Below are 19,350 nucleotides of genomic sequence, written 5' to 3' on the forward strand. Positions count from 1 at the left end.
CCCCAGGCGCATGGGCGCGCCTGGATGTTCTTCGGAATTCATCCACTGATGCTGGCGCTGCGCATCATTCCCTGCCTGGACGTGAAGGATGGCCGTGTCGTCAAGGGCGTGAATTTCGTCGCCCTCCGCGATGCCGGCGATCCCGTCGAGCAGGCCCGCGCCTATGACGCCCAGGGCGCCGACGAGGTCACCTTCCTCGACATCGGCGCGACGCACGAGAACCGCGACACCATGTATGACGTGGTGTCCCGCACCGCGGCCGAGGTCTTCATCCCGCTGACGGTCGGCGGCGGGGTCCGCAGCGTGGAGGACATCCGCCGGCTGCTCCTCGCTGGCGCCGACAAGGCCAGCATCAACAGCGCCGCCGTCGCCGAGCCGGAGCTCGTCGCCCGCGCCGCCGAGGCCTTCGGCAGCCAGTGCATCGTGGTGGCGGTGGACGCCAAGCGCGTCGCCGAGGGGCAGTGGGAGGTCTTCACCCATGGCGGCCGCCATGGGACCGGGATCGACGCCGTGGACTGGGCGCGCCGCATGGCGGAGCTCGGCGCCGGCGAGATCCTGCTCACCTCCATGGACCGCGACGGCACCAAGCAGGGATTCGACCTCGAGCTGCTCCGGCGCGTCGTATCGGCAGTCCGCGTGCCGGTGGTCGCCTCGGGCGGCGTCGGCACGCTGCAGCATTTCGTCGAGGGAGCGCAGGCCGGCGCGACCGGGCTCCTCGCGGCAAGCGTGTTTCATGACGGGGTCTTTCGCATCCAGCAGGCGAAGGACGCATTGGCCGCGGCGGGACTACCGGTCCGCCGCGTGCGGGAGATGGCGTGAATGGCCAAGGCGACGAAGAAGAAGGTTTCCACGAAGACGATCAAGCCGGTGAAGGCGACGAAGCTGCCGGTGCCGGCGAATATCCCGGTGGCCGACGCCCGCATCCGCAAGGCCGTCCTGCGCGCCGAGACCGCCCATCTGAAGCCGCTGGAGCTCCCCGATTCCGGTGACGCCGCGGTGCTCGACCGGCTGTGGGACACGATCGAATCCCGCCGGGCCTCGAACGCCCAGAACTCGCATTCCGCCCGGCTGATCGCGCGCGGCACGCCCAAGGTCGCGCAGAAGCTGGGCGAGGAGGCGGTCGAGCTGGTGATCGAGGCCGTGGCCCGCAACCGCGTCGCCACGATCGCCGAGTCCGCCGACGTGCTCTACCACCTGATGGTGCTGCTGGTGGATGCCGGCATCCAGCCCGGCGAGGTCTGGGCCGAGCTGCGCCGGCGCGAGGGCATCTCCGGCATCGTGGAGAAGGCGTCGCGGCCGCGGCCCAAGGCGCTGATGGCCATCGCCCAGACCAGCAAGCTGCCCTGATTGGTGGATTTTTCCCACTCTCAGGCGCTGGGCGCCCGCGGCCTTGGCTTCGCCGCGCCGCTGGAGCGCCAGGTTGGCAGCTCGGTTGGGCGGCGCCGGCCGCAGTCGCGGCCGGATTCCCGGTAAGCTCGCGAGTTCCTGAACGGCGCGCCGGCTGACCTTCGCCGCGGCGCGTGGCATCCTGCGGCGAAAGCTTCGGGGATCACGACACCATGTCCACCAACGGCCTGCCGCCCTACGATCCGCAAAACGTCTTCGCGCGCATCCTGCGCGGGGAGATTCCCTGCAAGCGGGTCCATGAGGACGAGTTCGCGCTTGCCTTCCACGACATCAACCCGCTCACGCCCGTGCATGTGCTGGTGATCCCCAAGGGCGAGTACGTCAGCGCCGCCGATTTCCACGCGACGGCCTCCGACGCCGGAATCGCCGGCTTCTGGCGGGCCGTGGGAAAGGTGGCGCGCGATCTCGGGCTCGACGCCACCGGCCATCGGCTGCTCAGCAACATGGGCGTCGACGGGGGGCAGGAGGTGCCGCACTTCCACGTCCACATCTTCGGCGGAAGGCGGCTGGGCCGGATGGTGCCGCCGGGCTAGTGTCTCATCCCATGACCTCCACCCCACAGGATGAGGCACGCGCCGCGCTCGACGCCGCCGGGCAGCTTCCGGACGACGAGCTCGACATCGGTGCGGTCGCCCTGCAGTTCGCGCGCATCGACGCGCCCGAGGCCGACTGGCGCGCCACGGCCGCGCAGCTCACCGCCATCGCGCGGCGAGCGGTGGACCTGGCCTCGGCCGACGAGGCGGCGGACCGCGGCGATCCGGAGCGGCGGCGGCTGGTACTGGTGCGGCTGCTGCACGAGGAATGCGGCCTGCTCGGCGATTCCGAGACCTATGACGACATGGCCAACGCCAACCTGATCCACGTGCTGGAGCGGCGGCGCGGGCTGCCGGTGGCGCTGGGCGTGCTGTGGCTGCACGCGGCGGAGGCGGCCGGCTGGGGCGCGCATGGCGTGAACGCGCCGGGGCATTTCCTGCTGGCGCTGGAGCATGGGCGGGGCCAGCTCATCCTGGACGTCTTCGACGGCGGCACGCATCTCCAGGCGCCGGACCTGCGGCGGCTGCTGAAGCTCAGCGAGGGGGACCATGCGGAGCTGCGGCCGGGCTCGCTGGCGCCGATGACTAAGCGCGACGTGCTGTTGCGGCTGCAGAACAACATCAAGCTGCGGCGGCTCCAGGCGAAGGACCTGGAGGGCGCGCTGGACTGCACGCGCGACATGCTGCGGCTGGCGCCTGTTCATGCCGGCCTGTGGCGCGAGGCCGGCATGATCGAGCACAAGCTGGAACGGATCGGGGCGGCCTTGCAGAGCCTCGACAAGGCGCTGGAGATCGAGCCGCGGGGCGACGAGGCCGCGCGGATCCGCAGCCTCGTGGAAGCCCTGCGCAACCGGTTGAATTGACGAAATCCAAGGCAAGGCAGGCCATGATGCGCGTAGCTTCCGTCCAGATGAACAGCGGCGACGACGTCGCCGCCAATGTGAGGAAGGCCTGCGACTATGTGGCCCAGGCGGCCGCTGACGGTGCCGAGCTCGTCGTCCTGCCCGAGTTCTTCAACAACTTCTACTTCGCGCAGCATTGGGATTCCGCCCACCACGCCCTCGCCGAGAGCGATTCCGGACCCACCATGTCGGCGATCCGCGAGAGCGCGGTCCGCCACGGGATCGCGGTCGTCGCCACCATCTACGAGGAAGCCGAGCTAGGGCTCTACTACGATACGGCGATGCATGTCGGCGCCGACGGCGAGATCCACCACAAGTACCGCAAGGTGCATCCCTCCGCGGTGAAGAGCCTGGAGAAGATCTACTTCCGCCACGGCAGCCGCTTCGACACCTACCGCTTCGGCGCGTGGAGGCTGGGAATCGGCATCTGCTACGACATGGGCTTTCCCGAGACTGCCCGCTGCCTCGCCTCCAACGGCGCGGAGCTGCTGATCGCGCCCTATGCGACCAGCCGGCAGAACATGTTCCAGGAGGTGCTGCGCACGCGCGCCTTCGAGAACGGCTGCTTCCTGATCGCGGCCAACAAGGTCGGGCCCGAGCATGAGTGGGTGTTTCCGGGCGGCAGCCTGATCGCCGGCCCGGACGGCCGGCTGCTGGCCTCGGCCGACACGGAGAACGAGACGCTTCTGGTCGCGGAGATCGATCGCGCGGCGGTCCGGGAGGCGCGCACCGCCTATCCGAACCGGCGCGACCGCCGGCCCGACCTCTACGGCGCCATCACGCGCGAGACCGACGCGGACTGAAAGCAGGATGACTGAAGGCGCGCAGGCGCCAGGAGGTCTGAATCCCGCGACAAGCAAAGGCTCGGGCCTCACGCCGCCGGGATCGCCCGGAGGCCCACCAGCTTCGACATCAGCACCGCCGCCGTGGAGGCCAGGAAGAGCGCGCCGGCCAGCGCGATGCCCCAGGCCGGGCTCATCCCGGCCAGCCAGCCGCCCAGCAGCGCGCCCACCGGCCGCACGCCGTAGATCGCCACCTGCAGGGTCGCGCCCACGCGGCCCAGCATGGCGCGCGGCGTGACTGCCTGGCGGATGCTGACCTGGCAGACCAGCCACATCATCGGCCCGAAGCCGACCAGGAACTGCGCCGCCATCGGCAGCGCGAGGCCGTGCGCCGGCGCCAGGGCCAGCAGCACCGGTGCCAGCATCGAGACGCCCGGCCCGATCACCAGCACCGCGTTCGGCCCGAGCCGCCGCATGGCCCAGGGCGCCAGCGCCGCGCCCGCCAGCAGCCCGGCACCGTAGCCGCCCTGCACCAGCCCGACGCGGCCCGGGTCCAGCGCCAGGACGCCCAGCGCGAAGGGCACGAAACCCGCCATCAGCGCGAAGAAACCCATGTTCCAGAAGAGCGCGCAGAGGCCGATGCCGCGCAGCAGCGGCTGGGCCAGCACGAAGCCCGCGCCCTCGCGCAGCTGTGCGATGAGGGCCGGCCGGTCGGCCCGCGGCGCGGCGGCCTGGCGCGGCAGCCGGGCCAGGGCGGCGAGGCCCAGCGCGGCGAGGACCGTCGCCAGCCCATAGGCGGCGTCGAGCCAGCCGATCGCGGCCAGCCCGCCCACCACGGGCGCGGCGAGCAGCGTCACCACGGCGCGGCAGAGCTCGAGCCGGGCATTGGCCCGCGGCATGGCCTCGCGCGCCACCAGGTCCGGCACGGCCGAGCCGGCCGCCAGCACATAGAGCACGACGCCCGCCGATGCCGTGAAGACGCCCAGGCCGAGCAGCGGCAGCAGCTCCGCCCGTGCTCCGGCGAAGGCGAGGCCCAGTCCGGCCACGTTCAGCCCGGCCGCCAGCAGCAGCGCCGTGCGGCGCGGCGCGCGATCCACCAGCACGCCGGCCGGCATGGAGCAGAGCAGCCAGGCGGCGGCCTGCACGGCCAGCAGCAGGCCGACCATCTCGGCGCCGGCGCCCAGGCCGATGACCACGGTCAGCGGCAGGGCGGCCATGGCGACCTGATCCGCGGCGTGGGTGCCGGCGGCGCCGCCGAGCAAAGAGGGGAAGGGGGAGGGCATATCGGGTTCTCCGGGAGCGATGCCCCGTCTGTGGCGTCGCTCCCGGCCGTGCCGCGCTCCGGATGTTGCTCCGGAATCGATGATGCTGGACCGCGGGCGGCGAAAGCCCCATTTCGAATTGCGCAGCAAGCGGCGGAGCGTGGCCGGCGTCCCCCGGTGGCATCTGATGCCCCAGGACGCGGCCTCCATCGGCCGCACAGCTGAAGGATCATCGCCATGCCCCTCGACACGGGAACACCCTACGAGACCGAAGCCCAGCGCTGGCAGGCCGTGCAGGCCCGCGACGCCGGCGCGGACGGCCACTTTTTCTATTCGGTGCTGACCACCGGCGTGTATTGCCGCCCCTCCTGCGCGGCGCGTCCGGCGCGGCGGGAGAACGTCTCCTTCCACCTCACCTGCGAGGCGGCGGAGCGTGCCGGCTACCGGGCCTGCAAGCGCTGCCGCCCCAACGGCCCCAGCCGCGCGGAGAGCAAGGCGGCGGCCGTCGCCGAGGCCTGCCGGCGCATCGAGGCGGCCGAGGAGATGCCCTCGCTGGACACTCTCGCCGAGGCCGTGGGCATGAGCCGCTACCACTTCCACCGCGTCTTCAAGGAGGCGACCGGCGTGACGCCGCGCGACTACGCCGCCGCCCGCCGCGCCGAACGGCTGAAGGAGCGGCTGGACGGCGGCGAGAGCGTCACCGAGGCCTTCCATGGCGCCGGCTTCGGCTCCAACGGCCGCTTCTACGAACAGGCCGGCGCACTGCTCGGCATGAAGCCGGGCGATTGGAAGCAGGGTGGCCGCGACGCGGAGATCCGCTTCGCCCTCGGGCAATGCTCGCTGGGGGCGGTGCTGGTGGCGGCAACCGAGAAGGGCATCTGCGCCATCCAGTTCGGCGACGACCCCCAGATGCTGCTCGATGCGCTGCAGGACCGTTTCCCCAAGGCCCGGCTCATCGGCGGCGACGCGGAGTTCGAGAAGCTGGTGGCGCGCGTGGTGGGTCTCGTCGAGCGGCCGTCGGAGGCGATCTCCCTGCCGCTCGACATCAGCGGCACAGCGTTCCAGCAGCGCGTCTGGAAGGCGCTGCGCGACATCCCCGCCGGGACGACGCTCACCTATGGCGAGCTCGCCGAGCGCATCGGCAGCCCTGCCGCCGTGCGCGCGGTGGCGACAGCCTGCGCCAGCAACGAGATCGCGGTGGCGATCCCCTGCCACCGCGTCATCCGCAAGGGTGGAGCGCTGGCCGGCTACCGCTGGGGCATCGAGCGGAAGCAGGCACTGCTGGCCCGCGAGGGCGTGGCGTGATCGAGACCAGGGTTGCCGCGCTCGACTGGGCGCGCATCGCAAAGGAGCTGGATGCGGAGGGCGCGGCGACCACCGGCCCGCTGCTCTCCGCCGCGGAATGCGCGGGGCTGACCGCGCTCTACGACGAGGAAGGCCTATTCCGCAGCAGGGTGATCATGGCCCGGCACGGCTACGGCAGCGGCGAGTACCAGTATTTCCGCAACCCGCTGCCGCCTGTCGTCACCGGGCTGCGCGGCGCGCTCTATGCCGCGCTGGCGCCCATCGCCAACCGCTGGAACGAGACGATGGGCATCGCCACGCGCTTCCCGGCAGAGCACGCCGAATTCCTCGCGCGCTGCCACGCGGCCGGCCAGGCGCGGCCCACGCCGCTGCTGCTGCGCTACGTCGCCGGCGACTACAACTGCCTGCACCAGGACCTCTACGGCGAGCACGTCTTCCCGCTCCAGGCCGCCTTCCTCCTCTCCGATCCCATCAGCGACTTCTCCGGCGGCGAGTTCGTGCTGACCGAGCAGCGGCCGCGCATGCAGTCGCGCGCGAACGTGGTCCCGCTGCGACAGGGCGAGGCGGTGATCTTCGCCGTGCACCACCGGCCGGTGCGGGGCTCGCGCGGCACCTATCGGGTGAACATGCGCCACGGCGTGAGCCGGCTGCGCGAAGGCCGGCGCCACACCCTCGGCATCATCCTGCACGACGCCGCCTGAGCGGTGTTTGCCGTTCTGCAAGGGCGGGGCTTCCCGCTATCCTCCGGCATCTCCGCGCCAGAGATCCCGATCGGAAGGCCAGCATGTCCAACTTCACGCGATGGGCGCTGGTCGGCGCCGCGATGACGGCCGCCACCGGCGCGCAGGCCCAGCTCGCCACGTATTGCGACGACCGCATCGTCGCCAGCGCCTATTACGGCACGCCGCAAAGCGGCTACGGGTCGCGCATCACGATGGTGTTCTATGTCCGGCTGCAGAACCGCACGAACGAGGGCATCCTCTACAGGGTCCGCTTCTACCATCTGGACGCCCAGAGCCTGCAGAACGGCGGCACGGTGGCCCTCCTGCCGCCCTGGCAGCCCGTGACCCTCCGTCTGGGCCAGCAGACGCTCGACGATCCCGGCGGCCGCGATCCCCTGAGCCCGACCGATCTCGACGAAGGCGTGCCGCACTATACCCAGGTGACCTGCGCGCGCTGACGCGCGATCAGGCGCGCTGCCAGCGCAGGAACAGCCCGCAGGCGATCACCAGCGCCGCCGCGAAGGTCAGCAGCGCGGCCGCGACGCCGCCAAAGCCCGCGGAGATGCCGCTGATGCCCTGCAGCACTGCGGCGCCGCCGAAGAAGAAGATGTTCTGGGCCGAGAGCGCCCGCCCCGCCTCCTCCGGCTTCACCAGGCTGCGCAGCAGGGCGAAGCACAGGATCTGGAAGGCGATGGCGAGGCCGAAGCCGGTCAGGATCAGCCCGTCCGCCCAGGCGGGGAAGCCGAGCGGCCCGCCCGCCACCAGCACCACGATCAGCGCCGCCGCCAGCAGGTGCCCTCCGACCAGCAGCAGCCGCAGGTGCCCCACGCGGCTCACCACCCAGCCCGCGAAGGCCGGGCCGACCACCAGCGCGAAGGTCACGCCCAGCAGCAGGTTGCCCGCCGGCACGCGCCCCATGCCCTTGATCTCCATGAGCCAGGGTCCGCCCCACAGCCCGCGCACGCCCAGCACCGCCCCGAAGGAGACGAAGGCCAGCGCCATCAGCCCGCGCAGGCGCGGCGAGACGGCGACGCGCATCACCTCCTTCGCATCGCCCCAGGCGGTGCGGCCGGGCTCCGGCACCGGCCGGTCATGCCTCACCGTCAGCGAGACCGCGACCACGCCGATCGCCACGATGCCGAGACACGCGAGGAAGCCCGCGCGCCAGCCCGAGACCTCGACCAGCCAGGCCAGCGGCGAGGCGGACAGGATCATTCCCGAATTGCCCACGCTCTGGACCAGCCCGGCCCAGACGGAGAAGCGCTCCTGCGGGACGGCACGGGCGGCATAGGTCATCGGACACATCATCATCCCCGAGCAGCCGATCCCGAGGACGATCTGCGCGAGCAGCATGGTCGGCGCCGAGGGCGCCATGGCCGCGATCACCGTGCCCACCGCCGCGATCGCAAGCAGCGCCAGCGCCACCGGCTTCACGCCCCAGCGGTCCAGCGCGACGCCCACGGGGATCATCGCCGCGGCGAAGGCGGCCGGGAAGGCGCCGGTGATGCCGGCCAGCGCCTCGGGCGTGATGGCGAGGTCCCGCGCCAGCACATCTCCCGCGACGGCCGGCAGGGTGCGGACGGCATTGGAGAACATGTGCCCGAGCGTGAGCGCGAGCAGCGGCAGCGCCACTGGGTTCATTCAATCCTGGCCGCGTGAACTCCGGATTCAGTTCCGGAAGATCTTGCCCGGATTGAGGATGCCCTTGGGGTCCATCGCAACCTTCAGCGAGCGCATGACGGCCATGGCTTCCGCGCCATGCTCGGCCTCCAGGAACTCGCGCTTGCCGAGGCCGATGCCGTGCTCGCCGCTGCATGTCCCGCCGAGGTCCAGCGCGCGCTTCACGATCTTCTTGTCCAGCTCCCAGGCGCGCTCCAGCGCCTGTGGATTGCCGTCCTCGACGAGGATCACGGTGTGGAAATTCCCGTCGCCGACATGGCCGACGATCGGCGCCATCAGCCCGGATTCCTCGATGTCGCGCTTGCAGCCGAGCAGTGCGTCCGCCAGCCGCGAGATCGGCACGCAGACATCGGTCGCGATCCCGCGCGAGCCCGGCTGCGCCGCGATGCAGGCCCAGTAGGCGTCGTGCCGGGCCTTCCAGAGCTTGTTGCGGCTCTCCGCGTCGCGCGCCCAGGCAAAGCCCTCGGCGCCGTATTCGGAAGTGATGCCCTCGACCATCTCCGCCTGCTCCACCACGCCGGCCTCGGTGCCGTGGAACTCCAGGAAGAGCGTCGGAACCGGCTTGTAGCCCTCCAGCTTGGAGTAGCTGATGCAGGCGGCCATCTGCACCTCGTCCAGCAGCTCGATGCGCGCGACGGGCACGCCGGCCTGCATGGTGGTGATGACACTGTTCACCGCGGCCTCCAGCGTCGGGAACTGGCAGACCGCCGAGGTCATCGCCTCGGGAATCCCGTGCAGCCGCAGCCGGATCTTGGTGATGATGCCGAGCGTGCCCTCGCTGCCGATGAAGAGCCGCGTGAGGTCGTAGCCGTTCGCCGCCTTGCGCGTGCGCCCGCCGGTCTGGATCACGCGGCCGTCGGCCAGCACGACCTCGAGGCCCAGCACGTTTTCCCGGATGGTGCCGTAGCGCACGGCGTTGGTGCCGCTCGCGCGCGTCGCGCACATGCCGCCGATGGTGCAGACCGAGCCGGGATCGACGGGGAAGAACAGCCCCTGGTCGCGCAGGTATTCATTGAGCTGCTGGCGCGTCACGCCCGGCTCGATCAGGCAGTCCATGTCCTCGGAATTCACCTCCAGCACCGCGGTCATGCGGCTGAGGTCGAGCGAGATTCCGGCGCGCACCGGATTCACATGACCCTCCAGCGAGGTGCCGGCGCCGAAGGGCGTGATCGCCACGCCGTGCTGGTGGCAGAGCTTCACGATCTCGACCACTTCGGCCGTCGTCTCCACGAAGGCCACCGCATCGGGCATGGTCGGCGTCGTGGTGTCCTCGCCGCGGCTGTGCTGCTGGCGGATCGCATCATTGGTCGTCAGCCGGTCGCCTAGGAGGGCGCGCGCAGCGGCGATGACGGCAGCGGCCGGATTGGGCGAAATGTCGTTCATGGCTTGTCCTTACGCGCGGAGGCGTAACACGCGTGCCACGCGGATCAAAGCGAGAGCCGCTAAGCGAAGCTAAGCGCCCAGTATTTCGCGACGGAGCGCGTTGACGCCTTCCTGCCCCGCTCCTAGCGTTCCCCCTATCGCGAAGGAGGAACATGCGGTGGCGAACAAGGTCAAGGAAGCGTGGAAGGCCGGCAAGGCCGTGGTGAACGGGTGGCTCGCCATCCCCAATGCCTTCTCTGCGGAGATGTACAGCAAGGCCGGCTGGGACAGCGTGACGGTCGACATGCAGCATGGCGTGCAGGACTACATTTCCTGCGTGGCCTGCTTCCAGGGCATGCAGCCCTCCGGCGTGACGCCCATGGTGCGCGTGCCGTGGAACGAGCCCGGCATCATCGGCAAGGTGCTCGACGCCGGCGCCTATGGCGTGATCTGCCCGATGGTGAACACCGTCGAGGAAGCCCGCGCGCTCGTGCAGTACAGCAAGTATCCGCCGGCGGGCACGCGCTCGAACGGCCCGATCCGCGCCGGCGCCTACGGCTCCTCGGGCGGCTACCAGAAGACGGCGAACGACGAGATCCTCGTGATCCCGATGATCGAGACGAAGCAGGCGATCGAGAACATCGAGGCGATCCTCGACGTTCCCGGCATCGACGGCATCTATGTCGGCCCATCGGATCTGTCCTTCTCCTACGGCCTCGAGCCGAAGCTGGACGTGGAGGACCCGTTCATCCTCGGCATCTACGACAAGCTGCTGGCCGAGACCTCGAAGCGCGGCATCGCGGCGGGCCTGCACAACGGCACGCCCGAATACGCGAACAAGATGATCAAGAAGGGCTTCAAGCTCGTGACCATCGCCAACGAGGTCGGGCTGATGGTGAAGGCGGCGACGGAAGCCGTGAAGATCGCCAAGGCCTGATCGGGATGGCCGGCCCGCGAAGAACCCGCGGGCCGGCCTCTTCAGCTGAACATCTTCTGGCGGCTGAACCCCAGGATGTCGTTCGCCAGGGCCAGGGCGATGCCCAGCGCCACCAGCAGCAATCCAAACAGGAAGAACCGCATCGCGCGCTCGTAGCGCGTGGCGAGGAGCGAGTCCCGGCGGAGCAGGTCGGCCAGGGCCTTCACCTGCAGGCCGATGCCCGTGGCGAGCGGCGTCACCGGCAGGATGTCGATGGCGCTCCAGCCCATCGGGTTGGAAGCCCAATGGCTCAGGAAGCTCAGGGAAAAGCCGAGGATGATCCCGACGGCCGTGAGCGAGCCGTTGCGGAAGGTCGCGTCGATCTTCTCCGGTTCGGACGTCGGTTCCATGCGCTCCCCTTGTAGCGACAAAGCCGCCCAAAGAGGTCCAGAATGCGCCGCATGCGGTGGGCTGCGATCCTGGTTTCGGCGGTGCTCGCGCTGCTGGGCGGCGCCTGGGCGCTCGACCGCGCCCTGCCGCCTCCCATGGCCCGCTTCGAGAACCTCGCCCGCGAGGTGACCGCACGCGACGGCCGCACCCTCTCCGTCCTGCCCGCCGCCGGCGGCATCTGGCGCCTCCGCACCCGGCCCGAGGACGTGCCGCCGCATCTCCTGGCACTGCTGATCGCCGCCGAGGACCGGCGCTTCCACGACCATCCCGGCGTCGACCCCATCGCGCTGGCCCGTGCCGCCGTGCAGTGGGTCCGCGCGGGCCGCGTGGTCTCCGGCGGATCGACGCTTTCCATGCAGGCCGCCCGCCTGCTGGAACCGCGGCCGCGCAACCTCCGCAGCAAGGCCATCGAGATCACGCGCGCGCTGCAGCTCGAATGGCGATACGGCAAGCGCGGCGTGTTGGAGATCTGGCTGACCCTCGCGCCGCAGGGCGGCAACCTGGAGGGGCTGCGCGCGGGCTCGCTCGCCTGGTTCGGCCGCGCGCCCAACGCACTGGATGCGGCTGAAAGCGCACTGCTCGTAGCACTGGCGCGACGGCCCGAGGCGCTGCGGCCCGACCGCCATCCCGAGGCCGCGCGACAGGCGCGCGACGCCGTGCTGCACGCCCGCGCGCCCGATGTCGCAAGCAGCGCCGAGATCGCGCTGGCCGGCGAGGTGCCGGTGCAACGTCGGAACCTGCCGCGCCTCGCGCCGCATCTGGCCCGGCAGGTGCGGGAGGGTCCGACCACCATCGATCTCGACCTCCAGCGCGCCGTCGAGACCGTGGCGCGCGAGGCGCTGCAACGGCTGCCGGAGCGCGTCTCGCTCGCCATCGAGGTCAGCGACCTGCGCTCGCGCGAGATGCGCGCCCTGGTCGGCGGCGACTGGATGAACCCCGCACGGGCCGGTGCGCTGGATCTTTCGCGCGCCATCCGCTCGCCGGGCTCGACGCTGAAGCCGCTGATCTACGCGCTCGCCTTCGAGGCCGGCACCGTCACGCCCGACACGGTGCTGGAGGACCTGCCGCGCCGCTTCGGCGATTACGCGCCGGAGAATTTCGACCGCGCCTTCCAGGGCCGTCTGCGCATCGCCGACGCGCTGCGCCAGAGCCTCAACCAGCCCGCCGTCGCGCTGCTCAACGAGCTCGGGCCGCTGCGGCTGGCCAGCGCGATGAAGGCCGCCGGCGTGCTGCCGCGGCTGCCGACGGGCGCCGAGCCCTCGCTGCCCCTGGCGCTGGGCGGCGTCGGCGTGACGCTGCGCGAGATGGTCGGGCTCTATGCCATGCTTGGCGACGGCGGGCGCGCAGCGGGCGCGGGGCAATCCGTGGTGGAGCCGCGCGCGGCGGCGCTGGCCGCGTCGATCCTCGTGCAGCCCTTCCCCGGCGGTGGCCCCGCCGGCATCGCCTGGAAGACCGGGACGAGCTGGGCCGGCCGCGACGCCTGGTCCTTCGGGATGGACCGGCAGCATGTCGTGGGCGTCTGGATCGGCCGGCCCGACGGCACGCCCATGCCAGGCGCGACCGGCGCAAGGCTCGCGCTGCCGCTGCTGGCCCAGGTCTTCGAGCGGCTGCCCGCGGCGCCCCGCCCGCCGGCACCGCAGCGCGCGCTCCCTGTCGCGGCCTCCGCGCCGACGACGGACGCGCTGCGCCTGCTCTTCCCGCCGCCGCGCGCCGTGCTGCCCGAGGCCGGGCGCGTGGTGCTGCGGGCCGCCGGCGGCCAGCGCCCCCTGACCTTCCTGGTCGACGGCGCGCCGCTACCGACCGATCCGGCGCGGCGCGAGGTCGCCTGGCTTCCGCCGGGGCCGGGATTCTACCGGATCACGGTGCTGGACGCGGAAGGCGCGGCGGCGGGAACGGAGCTACGGGTCCGCTGAGCCCAGGAGGAAGGGCCGCAGGCTCTCGCGCGTATAGGGCTTCTGCATCACCGGCCGGCCCGCGAAGCGGCCGAGCATGTCGGCATCCTCGCCGTAGCCCGTGGCGAAGACGAAGCGGATGCCGCGGCGCTCCAGCTCCTCCGCGACGGGAATGCTGCTCTCGCGGCCCAGATTGAGGTCGAGCACGGCGAAATCCGGCGGGGCGGCCGCGATCGCCTGCAGCGCATCCGAGGCACGGCCCGCGATATCGACCTTGGGCACGCCGAGCTGCGTGAGCATGTTCTGGACGTCCATGGCGATGATGAGGTTGTCCTCCACCACCAGCGCGCTGTGCACCTCGCGGGGCGCCTCCTCCTCCGGCGCCGGGGCCGGCACCGCCGGCTCCGGCACCGAGCTCCCCGCATGGACATGAAGCGCGGGAATCGAGAAATGCGCGCGCAGGCCGCCCACGGCATAGGTGATCCTCGCCTCGCCGTTCAGGTCGAAGGGCACCGACTGCTCTATGAAGCTGCTGCCGAAGCCGCGCCGCTGCGGCGCCTGCACGGCTGGCCCGCCATGCTCGCTCCAGTTCATCACCAGCTCGCCGGACGGGCCGAGGTGCCAGGCGATCTCCACCCGGCCGTTCTCGGCGCTGAAGGCCCCATATTTGGCCGAGTTCGTCACGAGCTCGTGCACCACCAGCGCGAGCGTCGAGAAGGCGAGCGGGGTGATCAGCGCCTCCGGGCCGCTCAGCCGCACGCGGTCGGGCCGCTGCCGCGCATAGGTCTCCGTCTCCGCCAGGAGCAGCCCGCGCAGCGGCGCCGGGCCCCAGTTGTCGCGCGTGATCTGGTCATGCGCGCGCGCCAGGGATTCGATGCGGCCCTCGAGCTGCGCGGTCAGGTGTCCCGCCGCGCCGTCGGTCTGCTTCACCAGCCCCGAGATGAGGGCGAGGATGTTGCGGACACGGTGGTTCAGCTCGGCGATCAGCAGCTTCTGGCGCTCGGCGGCCGCGCGCCGCTGCTCGTTCGCGGCCTCGGCGAGGCGCAGGATCACGTCGAGCAGGCCGACCTGGAGGCCCTCGGCGATGCGGCGCTCCAGCGGCGTCCAGGGCGCGCAACGGCCGCGCACGACCTCCTTCCAGGCCTCGAAGCTGGCGCGCGGCGTGAGGCGCGCACCCAGCGGGCCCACCTTCTCGATCTTCTGCGGCTCGCCGCCCCAGATCACCGTGCGGGCATATTCGCGGCGGAAGTAGATCAGATAGTCGCGCGGCGCCTGTGAGAGCGGCACCACCAGCATGCCCGTCGCGCGCTCCGACCATGCCACGGCGGGCGGATGAAAGGCGGCGATGGACTCCACGGCCTGCATGGCCGTTCCGGTGCTCCGCCGCAGCACCGTCAGGAGATCTTCCAGCTCGTCGCGCGTGGGCGTGTGGCCGCGGAGCGTCACCTCGCCGGCGATGACCAGCGCCACGCCGTCGGAGGGGATGGTGTCGGCGATCTCGGGCAGCAGATCCTGGATGCCCTGGGCCGCGTCCTCCCGCCCGGCGATGCGGGCCATGACGCGGTCATGCACCGTGCGCGCATGGGCCTCGTGCTCGGCCTCCTCGCGGCGCTCCCGGCTGTCGAGCAACAGGGAAAACATCCGGCCGAAGAGCTCCGCCGCCGAACGGCGCCGGAAGTCCACGATGCGCGGCGCATAGTGATGGCAGGCGAAGAGGCCCCAGAGCCGCCCCTGCACGACGATCGAGATGGAGAGCGAGGCGCTGACGCCCATGTTGCGCAGGTATTCGAGATGCACGGGGGAGACGGCGCGCAGCGTGCTCAGCGACAGGTCGAGCCCGATGGACTGCGCGTCGTTGCCGTCGCCCTGGATGGGCACGGGCTTCGCGTCCACGTCGGCGATGATGCGCAGCCAGTTCTTCAGGTAGAGGATGCGCGCCTGCTGCGGGATGTCGGCCGCCGGATAGCGCTGCCCGAGGAAGCGGCCGATGCCCTCCCGCGCCGCCTCGGCGATCACCTCGCCCGAGGCATCCTCGTCGAAGCGGTAGACCATCACGCGATCGTAGCCCAGCAGCGCCTGCAGCCGTTCCGCAGCGAGCTGGCAGAAGGGCAGGAACCCCACCGCCTGGTCGAAATGCGCCATGAGGAAGCGCACATCCGCCGTGGGATCGAAATTGCCGGCGGGAATGCTGCGCTCAGCCTCCACGATCAGCCAGCTGTCGGCCATGTGGACGGCCAGGTCGAAGAGCGGCCCGCCCTCCTGCAGCGGCACGCCGAAGAAGCGCTCGGCGACGGGCAGCTCCGTCAGGTCGTCCGTGCGCTCGTGGATGGCGGCGAAAGTCTCCGGCGCGATGAGGTCGCGCAGGTTGCGGCCCAGCGAGACCTGCGTGGGCACGCCCACGAAGGCCTCGATGTTCCTGGAGACGTTGCGCACCACCCCATCCGCATCGGCCGCCAGCAGGAAGCCGAAGGGCTGGATATGGCCGAGGCGGTGGATGGGCTCGCGATCGCAATTGGTGAGGTCGATCGCCTCGCCGTAATTGAGGCTCATGCGGCGCGTTCCGCCAGGAAGAGGCCGAAGGCGCGGCGGGCGCCGGCGATGGCCGCCCGAATGTCCTCCACCGCGTCGAGCCGCGGGAGGAAGCTGCGGAAGAGGTGCTCCCCCCGGCCGTGCGACAGGAAGGCGACGGGCAGCTTCGCCGGGATCGCCTTCAGCAGCATGGCGGTGCCGAGGCGGGAGCCCTCCAGCACATAGGCCGCGCCCATGACCTCGTCGCCCGGCGCGATCGCGACGGCGCGGGTCTTCGGGAACGGAAGGCCTAGGGCGGCCAGGTCGGCGGCCAGGCTTTCCGTGCGACGGCGGCGCGTCCAGTCGGGCAGGGCGATCTCGATGCCGGCCCGGTCCAGCGCGGCCTCCATCGCGGGGATCGCCTCGGCATGGATGGTCAGGAAGCGGCCGTAATCGGCGACCTTCCCGAGGTCCAGGCCGGCGAATTGCCTCTCGACCGCCGCATGCAGCGGCCCGATGGCTTCGCGCAGGGCGGCGCGGGTCGAAACCGGTACGGACCCGACGGTCATCGCCCGTGGCGGCTCAGCGGCATGGAGCGACGGGATCGCCGCGTCGGCAGATAAGAAAGTCACTTGAAACACCGCGAAGCCGCGGCCCCTTCGGAAGACTGTTGGATTGGCAACATCCGCGGAGGGCCAAGGGTTGCCTCAGCGGCAAGCCCGCTCGTCGCTGAACTCGCGGGCGAGCTGCGCCCGGAACTTCACCTGCGCGAAGACCGCCGTCAGCCGCGCCACGCTCGATTCCGAGGGCGCGCTGGCGGCCACCGTCGCGGCCTCCGCGGTGAGCTGGGCGAGGCGGACGCAGCCGCAGCCGCGGAAGGTGGAGGCGGCGGAGTTCAGCCCGGAGACGGCGCGCTCGCCCCGGGCGCGGCCTTCGCCGACGCTCAGCACGCGCTGGGCGGCCGCGCGCTCGACGGCGCGGAGCAGGCCGAGCCCCTCGCCGAATCCGCAGCTCTGCCGTGGGACGCCCTCCTCCACCCCGACGCCGGGGCGAAGCGTCTGGGCCATGAGCAGCGGCGCAAGGGCCACCAGGATCAACGCACGCCGCATCGCGCCAGGGCCTCCCGCATGTGGTCCGGAATGGGGGCGGTGGCGCGGCGCTCGGGGTCGAGCGGCAGGACCAGCGCCCGCGCCAGGAGCTGCAGCCGGCCGGCGCCGCCGCCGTAGAAGCCGTCGCCCAGGATCGGGCAGCCGAGATGCGACATGTGGAGGCGCAGCTGGTGCGTCCGCCCGGTGCGCGGCGTGAGCTCGACGGCGGAGAGGGCGCCGTCGCGGCCCATTACCCGCCACTCGGTGCGCGCGGGCAGACCGGTGGGGTCGACGAACATCCGCCAGCCCTCGGCCTTCGAGCTGCGCTTGAGCAGGGGTGCCTCGCACACCCCCTCCTCGGCGGGCGGCGGCGCGGTCAGCACGGCCCAATAGGTCTTCGAGGTACGCCCTTCGGCGAAGAGCCGGTTCAGCGCCGCGATCGCCGGCTTGGTGCGGCCCAGCGCCAGGCAGCCCGCCGTGTCCATGTCGAGCCGATGCGCCGGCTGCGGCAGGTGCCGCTTTCCCTGCTGCAGGGCCGGCAGCCAGTCCGACAGGCTCGCGCCGCCGCGCGGGCCGGGATGCACCGCGAGCCCGGCTGGCTTGTCGAGAATGAGGACCTCATTGTCCTGATGCAGGATGCGGGCCGCCATCCAATCGGGCAGCATGACATTCCGTTCAGGTGATGGAGGATCCGCGTGGCGGAGTTTCGTCTGCACTGCTTCCCCGAGTCCGGCGGCTGCTACAAAGTCGCCCTGATGCTCGCCCTTTCCGGCGTGGAATGGGAGGGCATCTGGGTGGACTACTTTCGCGGCGTCGGCGAGACCCGCACGCCCGAATGGCGCGAAAAGATCAGCGTCATGGGCGAGGTGCCCGTCCTGGAGCACGAGGGCCGCAGCCGCACGCAGTCCGGCGTGATCCTGACCTGGCTCTCGCAGAAGACCGGCCGCTTCGCCGCCGATGACCGCGAGGAGGAGCTGCGCTGGATCCTCTTCGACAACCACAAGTTCACCTCCTACCTCGCCACCTGGCGCTTCCTGCTGGGCTGGGTGGCGGAGCCGGACCCAGCGGTCGTCGCCTTCTTCCGCACGCGCGTGGAGAACGCCTTCAAGGTCGTGGAGGCGCAGCTCCAGGGCCGCGACTTCCTCACCGGCGACACGCCCTGCATCGCGGATATCTCCCTGCAGGGCTACCTGCACTATCCGCAGTCGGAATGGCCGCTGGAAATGGCTGACTACCCGAACATCTCGGCCTGGATCGGGCGGTTCCGGGCCATGCCCGGCTACCGCCCAGCCTACGAGCTGCTGCCGGGCGCCCGCACGCCGCCGAAGTGATGGGCGCGTCACGCGGAGCTTGACTTTCGCCCTCCCGATGCCGTGCGATGCCGAGGCAAACCGGCGCAAAGCCGGGCTACAGGGAGGCTTCACGATGGATGAGCAGGACCGGCCGGATGGCCGGCTGTCGCGGCGTGCGTTCGGCCAGGGGTTGGCGCTGGGCGCGGCGGCGCTCTGCGCGGCCGGCGGCGCCCAGGCCCAGAATGCGGCATGGCCGCTGGGCTCGACGCGCTTCATCGGCGTCTTCCCGCCCGGCGGCGGCACCGACATCCTCTCGCGCATCTGGTGCCAGAAGATGACGGAGCTGACGCAGCAGCAGTTCGTCGTCGAGAACCGCGCGGGCTCCGCCGGCAATGTCGGCACCGAGGCCATCGCCCGCGCGGTGCCGGACGGGCGGACCATCGGCCTCGGCAGCGTCGCGCCGCTGGCGATCGCGCCGTCGATCTATCCGCGGCTGCCCTTCGATGTGATGAAGGACTTCACCTACATCGCCGGGCTCTGGCAGCTGCCCAACCTGCTGGTGGTCAACAACGACGTGCCGGCGCACTCCATCCCGGAGCTGATCGCCCTGCTGCGCGCCAATCCCGGGCGCTACACCTTCGCCTCCTCCGGCTCGGGCACGACGGTCCATCTCTCCGGCGAGATGTTCAAGACCATGGCCGGGCTGGACATGCTGCACGTGCCCTATCGCGGCGGCGCGCCGGCGCATATCGACCTGCTGGCGGGGCGGGTCCACATGATCTTCGACAACATCCCGCAGTCGCTGGCCTCCGCGCGCGAGGGCAAGGTGCGCGCGCTGGCGGTGACCGGCGCGCAGCGCAGCCCGCAGGCGCCGGAGATCCCGGCCATGGCGGAGTTCATCCCGGGCTTCGAGATCACCTCCTGGGGCTCGGTGATCGGGCCGGCGGGGATGCCGGCGCCGATGGTGGAGCGGATCTCCCAGCTGGCGAAGCGGGCGCTGGAGGCGCCGGACCTGGTCCGGCTCTTCGAGGAGAACGGGGCGACGACCTGGTGGACCTCGCCCGAGGACCTCGCGGCCTTCCGGGTGCAGAACGAGGCGGCCTTCGCGCCGCTGATCCGGGCCTCGGGGGCGCGGGTGGACTGAGGACTTCGACGGCAAGGGGGCGCCCCTCCCTGTCCGGCCGGCGCGCGGAGCCACTGTCGCGCAGGGCTCTCGAGGATCGCCTGCCGCGTGGCGGCACCTCCGCAT

General features: G+C 71.4%; 20 protein-coding genes. 12 read left to right on the forward strand and 8 right to left on the reverse strand.

The annotated features are described in order from the left end of the window. The first annotated feature begins 48 nt into the window (after positions 1 to 48). The 5 genes from hisF to AC1ROY_RS04130 all read left to right on the forward strand — a co-directional run bounded on the left by hisF (position 49) and on the right by AC1ROY_RS04130 (position 3,645). Complete coding sequence (gene hisF / locus AC1ROY_RS04110; protein WP_493147304.1) at positions 49 to 819, forward strand: imidazole glycerol phosphate synthase subunit HisF; 771 nt, start codon at positions 49 to 51, stop codon at positions 817 to 819. Further along, on the forward strand, positions 820 to 1,347 hold the full coding sequence (locus AC1ROY_RS04115; RefSeq protein WP_493147305.1) for a phosphoribosyl-ATP diphosphatase: 528 nt from the start codon (positions 820 to 822) through the stop codon (positions 1,345 to 1,347). A 212-nt stretch (positions 1,348 to 1,559) separates the two neighbouring features. Continuing rightward, positions 1,560 to 1,940, forward strand: coding sequence for a histidine triad nucleotide-binding protein (locus AC1ROY_RS04120; protein WP_493147306.1), 381 nt, complete (start codon positions 1,560 to 1,562; stop codon positions 1,938 to 1,940). A gap of 11 nt (positions 1,941 to 1,951) precedes the next feature. Beyond that, positions 1,952 to 2,803 carry a SirB1 family protein gene (locus AC1ROY_RS04125; protein WP_493147307.1) on the forward strand — a complete coding sequence of 284 codons (852 nt, stop codon included), beginning with the start codon at positions 1,952 to 1,954 and terminating at the stop codon, positions 2,801 to 2,803. A gap of 23 nt (positions 2,804 to 2,826) precedes the next feature. After that, the gene (locus AC1ROY_RS04130; RefSeq protein WP_493147308.1) at positions 2,827 to 3,645 is read left to right on the forward strand and encodes a carbon-nitrogen hydrolase family protein; all 819 of its coding nucleotides are present in this window, start codon (positions 2,827 to 2,829) and stop codon (positions 3,643 to 3,645) included. Between the two features lie 68 nt (positions 3,646 to 3,713). On the opposite strand, the gene AC1ROY_RS04135 is transcribed toward AC1ROY_RS04130, so the two are convergent. Next, entirely contained in the window at positions 3,714 to 4,907 is a 1,194-nt protein-coding gene (locus AC1ROY_RS04135) for an MFS transporter (RefSeq protein ID WP_493147309.1), read from the reverse strand. Between the two features lie 216 nt (positions 4,908 to 5,123). On the opposite strand from AC1ROY_RS04135, the gene ada reads away from it, so the two are divergent. The 3 genes from ada to AC1ROY_RS04150 all read left to right on the forward strand — a co-directional run bounded on the left by ada (position 5,124) and on the right by AC1ROY_RS04150 (position 7,371). After that, on the forward strand, positions 5,124 to 6,191 hold the full coding sequence (gene ada, locus AC1ROY_RS04140; RefSeq protein WP_493147310.1) for a bifunctional DNA-binding transcriptional regulator/O6-methylguanine-DNA methyltransferase Ada: 1,068 nt from the start codon (positions 5,124 to 5,126) through the stop codon (positions 6,189 to 6,191). Beyond that, entirely contained in the window at positions 6,188 to 6,892 is a 705-nt protein-coding gene (locus AC1ROY_RS04145) for a 2OG-Fe(II) oxygenase (RefSeq protein ID WP_493147311.1), read from the forward strand. The genes ada and AC1ROY_RS04145 overlap by 4 nt, the downstream gene beginning before the upstream one ends. Before the next feature lie 83 nt (positions 6,893 to 6,975). Beyond that, complete coding sequence (locus tag AC1ROY_RS04150) at positions 6,976 to 7,371, forward strand: hypothetical protein (RefSeq protein WP_493147312.1); 396 nt, start codon at positions 6,976 to 6,978, stop codon at positions 7,369 to 7,371. A 7-nt stretch (positions 7,372 to 7,378) separates the two neighbouring features. Here the strand turns inward: AC1ROY_RS04150 and AC1ROY_RS04155 are convergent, their stop codons facing one another. Continuing rightward, positions 7,379 to 8,554 carry an MFS transporter gene (locus AC1ROY_RS04155; RefSeq protein WP_493147313.1) on the reverse strand — a complete coding sequence of 392 codons (1,176 nt, stop codon included), beginning with the start codon at positions 8,552 to 8,554 and terminating at the stop codon, positions 7,379 to 7,381. A gap of 27 nt (positions 8,555 to 8,581) precedes the next feature. Then, entirely contained in the window at positions 8,582 to 9,976 is a 1,395-nt protein-coding gene (locus AC1ROY_RS04160) for an FAD-binding oxidoreductase (RefSeq protein ID WP_493147314.1), read from the reverse strand. 157 nt (positions 9,977 to 10,133) lie between these two features. On the opposite strand from AC1ROY_RS04160, the gene AC1ROY_RS04165 reads away from it, so the two are divergent. Next, positions 10,134 to 10,892, forward strand: coding sequence for an HpcH/HpaI aldolase family protein (locus AC1ROY_RS04165; RefSeq protein WP_493147315.1), 759 nt, complete (start codon positions 10,134 to 10,136; stop codon positions 10,890 to 10,892). Between the two features lie 41 nt (positions 10,893 to 10,933). Here AC1ROY_RS04165 and AC1ROY_RS04170 read toward each other — a convergent pair whose 3' ends face one another. Then, positions 10,934 to 11,281: a hypothetical protein gene (locus tag AC1ROY_RS04170; protein WP_493147316.1), complete on the reverse strand. Its 348-nt coding sequence runs from the start codon at positions 11,279 to 11,281 to the stop codon at positions 10,934 to 10,936. A gap of 42 nt (positions 11,282 to 11,323) precedes the next feature. Between AC1ROY_RS04170 and pbpC the strand changes: the two genes are divergently transcribed. Next, entirely contained in the window at positions 11,324 to 13,234 is a 1,911-nt protein-coding gene (gene pbpC / locus AC1ROY_RS04175; protein WP_493147317.1) for a penicillin-binding protein 1C, read from the forward strand. On the opposite strand, the gene AC1ROY_RS04180 is transcribed toward pbpC, so the two are convergent. The 4 genes from AC1ROY_RS04180 to AC1ROY_RS04195 form a co-directional block, all read right to left on the reverse strand. Further along, positions 13,220 to 15,763, reverse strand: a complete 2,544-nt coding sequence (locus AC1ROY_RS04180; protein ID WP_493147318.1) for an HWE histidine kinase domain-containing protein — start codon at positions 15,761 to 15,763, stop codon at positions 13,220 to 13,222. The genes pbpC and AC1ROY_RS04180 overlap by 15 nt on opposite strands. After that, the gene (locus AC1ROY_RS04185; protein ID WP_493147319.1) at positions 15,760 to 16,290 is read right to left on the reverse strand and encodes a biliverdin-producing heme oxygenase; all 531 of its coding nucleotides are present in this window, start codon (positions 16,288 to 16,290) and stop codon (positions 15,760 to 15,762) included. Before AC1ROY_RS04185 ends, AC1ROY_RS04180 begins: the two co-directional genes overlap by 4 nt. A gap of 138 nt (positions 16,291 to 16,428) precedes the next feature. After that, a complete protein-coding gene (locus AC1ROY_RS04190) occupies positions 16,429 to 16,830 on the reverse strand; it encodes a hypothetical protein (RefSeq protein ID WP_493147320.1) in 402 nt (133 codons plus the stop codon). Next, on the reverse strand, positions 16,815 to 17,474 hold the full coding sequence (locus tag AC1ROY_RS04195) for an RluA family pseudouridine synthase (RefSeq protein WP_493147321.1): 660 nt from the start codon (positions 17,472 to 17,474) through the stop codon (positions 16,815 to 16,817). The genes AC1ROY_RS04190 and AC1ROY_RS04195 overlap by 16 nt, the downstream gene beginning before the upstream one ends. A 30-nt stretch (positions 17,475 to 17,504) precedes the next feature. Here AC1ROY_RS04195 and AC1ROY_RS04200 point away from each other — a divergent pair, with 30 nt between their 5' ends. Together AC1ROY_RS04200 and AC1ROY_RS04205 are read left to right on the forward strand one after the other, a co-directional pair. Then, positions 17,505 to 18,140: a glutathione S-transferase family protein gene (locus AC1ROY_RS04200; protein WP_493147322.1), complete on the forward strand. Its 636-nt coding sequence runs from the start codon at positions 17,505 to 17,507 to the stop codon at positions 18,138 to 18,140. A gap of 94 nt (positions 18,141 to 18,234) precedes the next feature. Continuing rightward, on the forward strand, positions 18,235 to 19,245 hold the full coding sequence (locus tag AC1ROY_RS04205; RefSeq protein ID WP_493147323.1) for a Bug family tripartite tricarboxylate transporter substrate binding protein: 1,011 nt from the start codon (positions 18,235 to 18,237) through the stop codon (positions 19,243 to 19,245). Positions 19,246 to 19,350 lie beyond the last annotated feature (105 nt).

It is taken from the genome of Roseococcus sp. GW821-FHT12F05, from assembly GCF_058806835.1.

Bases quoted from the DNA above. Each gene is read 5' to 3' on its own strand.
- hisF (WP_493147304.1), top strand. From the start codon at position 49: ATGCTGGCGCTGCGCATCATTCCCTGCCTGGACGTGAAGGATGGCCGT.
- AC1ROY_RS04115 (WP_493147305.1), top strand. From the start codon at position 820: ATGGCCAAGGCGACGAAGAAGAAGGTTTCCACGAAGACGATCAAGCCG.
- AC1ROY_RS04120 (WP_493147306.1), top strand. From the start codon at position 1,560: ATGTCCACCAACGGCCTGCCGCCCTACGATCCGCAAAACGTCTTCGCG.
- AC1ROY_RS04125 (WP_493147307.1), top strand. From the start codon at position 1,952: ATGACCTCCACCCCACAGGATGAGGCACGCGCCGCGCTCGACGCCGCC.
- AC1ROY_RS04130 (WP_493147308.1), top strand. From the start codon at position 2,827: ATGATGCGCGTAGCTTCCGTCCAGATGAACAGCGGCGACGACGTCGCC.
- AC1ROY_RS04135 (WP_493147309.1), bottom strand. From the start codon at position 4,907: ATGCCCTCCCCCTTCCCCTCTTTGCTCGGCGGCGCCGCCGGCACCCAC.
- ada (WP_493147310.1), top strand. From the start codon at position 5,124: ATGCCCCTCGACACGGGAACACCCTACGAGACCGAAGCCCAGCGCTGG.
- AC1ROY_RS04150 (WP_493147312.1), top strand. From the start codon at position 6,976: ATGTCCAACTTCACGCGATGGGCGCTGGTCGGCGCCGCGATGACGGCC.
- AC1ROY_RS04155 (WP_493147313.1), bottom strand. From the start codon at position 8,554: ATGAACCCAGTGGCGCTGCCGCTGCTCGCGCTCACGCTCGGGCACATG.
- AC1ROY_RS04160 (WP_493147314.1), bottom strand. From the start codon at position 9,976: ATGAACGACATTTCGCCCAATCCGGCCGCTGCCGTCATCGCCGCTGCG.
- AC1ROY_RS04170 (WP_493147316.1), bottom strand. From the start codon at position 11,281: ATGGAACCGACGTCCGAACCGGAGAAGATCGACGCGACCTTCCGCAAC.
- pbpC (WP_493147317.1), top strand. From the start codon at position 11,324: ATGCGCCGCATGCGGTGGGCTGCGATCCTGGTTTCGGCGGTGCTCGCG.
- AC1ROY_RS04180 (WP_493147318.1), bottom strand. From the start codon at position 15,763: ATGAGCCTCAATTACGGCGAGGCGATCGACCTCACCAATTGCGATCGC.
- AC1ROY_RS04185 (WP_493147319.1), bottom strand. From the start codon at position 16,290: ATGACCGTCGGGTCCGTACCGGTTTCGACCCGCGCCGCCCTGCGCGAA.
- AC1ROY_RS04190 (WP_493147320.1), bottom strand. From the start codon at position 16,830: ATGCGGCGTGCGTTGATCCTGGTGGCCCTTGCGCCGCTGCTCATGGCC.
- AC1ROY_RS04195 (WP_493147321.1), bottom strand. From the start codon at position 17,474: ATGCTGCCCGATTGGATGGCGGCCCGCATCCTGCATCAGGACAATGAG.
- AC1ROY_RS04205 (WP_493147323.1), top strand. From the start codon at position 18,235: ATGGATGAGCAGGACCGGCCGGATGGCCGGCTGTCGCGGCGTGCGTTC.